General features: G+C 37.9%; 1 pseudogene. It reads right to left on the reverse strand.

Annotation, left to right across the window (positions count from 1 at the left end):
• A pseudogene (locus tag ACJTHF_RS13970) lies at positions 1-1,925 on the reverse strand (lp_1303a family serine-rich repeat glycoprotein adhesin); the annotation flags it as partial.

Raw genomic sequence — 1,925 nt, forward strand, 5'->3', positions numbered from 1 at the left:
AAGTAGATGTACCAGGTTTAACTGAAGTTGGACCTTGATCTTTAGAACCATATCCAGGATCATTTGATGCAGCTTGACTAGGTGTAGTAATATCAGGTTTACCGTCACCGTCTTTATCTGTTGGTGTATTAGACTTAGGATCAGATTCATCCTTATTCGGAATACCGTCACTATCGTAATCTTCGTCACCATCATTTACCCCATTACCATCTGTATCTGGATTCGTTGGATCAGTACCAATTAATTCTTCATCTTTATTGCTTACACCATCACCATCGATGTCGTTGTCATCTTTATCTGGGATGCCATCTCCATCAGTATCTTTGTCTGAATCAGAATCAGAGCTAGAATTTGAAGTACTGTTAGAGTCGGAACTACTATCAGTGTTACCATCTGAAGTTGAGCTTGAGTTACTGTCACTATCAGAAGTACTGTTTGAATCAGAAACTGAATTACTGTCAGTATCAGAGTTAGAACCACTGTTAGTGTCTGAATCAGAATTATTATCAGATTGACTATCAGAACTGCTGTCTGAGTTAGAATCAGAATCGCTATTTGAATCAGAGTTCGAGTCTAAATCAGAATTACTGTCAGTATCAGAGTTAGAACCACTGTTAGTGTCTGAATCAGAATCATTATCAGATTGACTATCAGAACTGCTGTCTGAGTTAGAATCAGAATCGCTATTTGAATCAGAGTTCGAGTCTAAATCAGAATTACTATCAGTACCAGAGTTAGAACCACTGTTAGTGTCTGAATCAGAATCATTATCAGATTGGCTATCAGAGCTGCTGTCTGAGTTAGAACCAGAATCGCTATCTGAGTTTACATCAGAACCATTATCTGAGTTTGAATCCTTCGGAGTAGAGATATCAGGTTTACCGTCACCATCTTTATCCGTTACTTTATCAGAAGTAGGATCAGATTCAACTTTGTTTGGAATACCATCACCATCAGTATCTTCGTCACCATCGTTTACACCATCACCATTAGTATCAGGGTTCGTTGGATCAGTACCGTTAGCTTCTTCGTCTTTATTATTAACGCCGTCACCATCGATGTCGTTATCATCTTTATCAGGAATTCCATCTCCATCAGTATCTTTGTCTGAATCAGAATCAGAACTAGGATTTGAAGCACTGTTAGAGTCAGAGCTGCTATCAGTGTTACTATCTGAAGTTGAGTTGTTGTCTGAATTAGAACCAGAATCACTACTTGAATCAGAGTTCGAGTCTAAATCAGAATTACTATCAGTATCAGAGTTAGAATCACTGTTAGAGTCTGAATCAGAATCTTTATCAGATTGACTATCAGAGCTACTGTCAGAGTCAGAACCAGAATCACTATTTGAATCAGAGTTTGAGTCTAAATCAGAAGTACTATTAGTATCAGAGTTAGAACTGCTGTTATCGTTCGAATCAGAATCTTTATCAGATTGACTATCAGAGCTACTGTCAGAGTCAGAACCAGAATCACTATTTGAATCAGAGTTTGAGTCTAAATCAGAAGTACTATTAGTATCAGAGTTAGAACCGCTGTTAGCGTTCGAATCAGAATCTTTATCAGATTGACTATCAGAGCTACTGTCAGAGTCAGAACCAGAATCACTACTTGAATCAGAGTTCGAGTCTAAATCAGAATTACTATCAGTATCAGAGTTAGAATCACTGTTAGAGCCTGAATCAGAATCTTTATCAGATTGGCTATCAGAACTGCTGTCTGAGTTAGAAGCAGAATCACTACTTGAATCAGAGTTCGAATCAGAACCAGTATTAGGGTTAGCGCCTGAATCAGAATTACTATCAGTATCAGAGTTAGAACCAGAATCGCTATTTGAATCAGAGTTCGAGTCTAAATCAGAATTACTGTCAGTATCAGAATCAGAACCACTGTTAGTGTCTGAATCAGAATCTTTATCAGATTGG

The sequence above is a fragment of the Mammaliicoccus sp. RAM2 genome, assembly GCF_045897195.1.
Classification (GTDB): Bacteria; Bacillota; Bacilli; order Staphylococcales; family Staphylococcaceae; genus Mammaliicoccus; species Mammaliicoccus sciuri.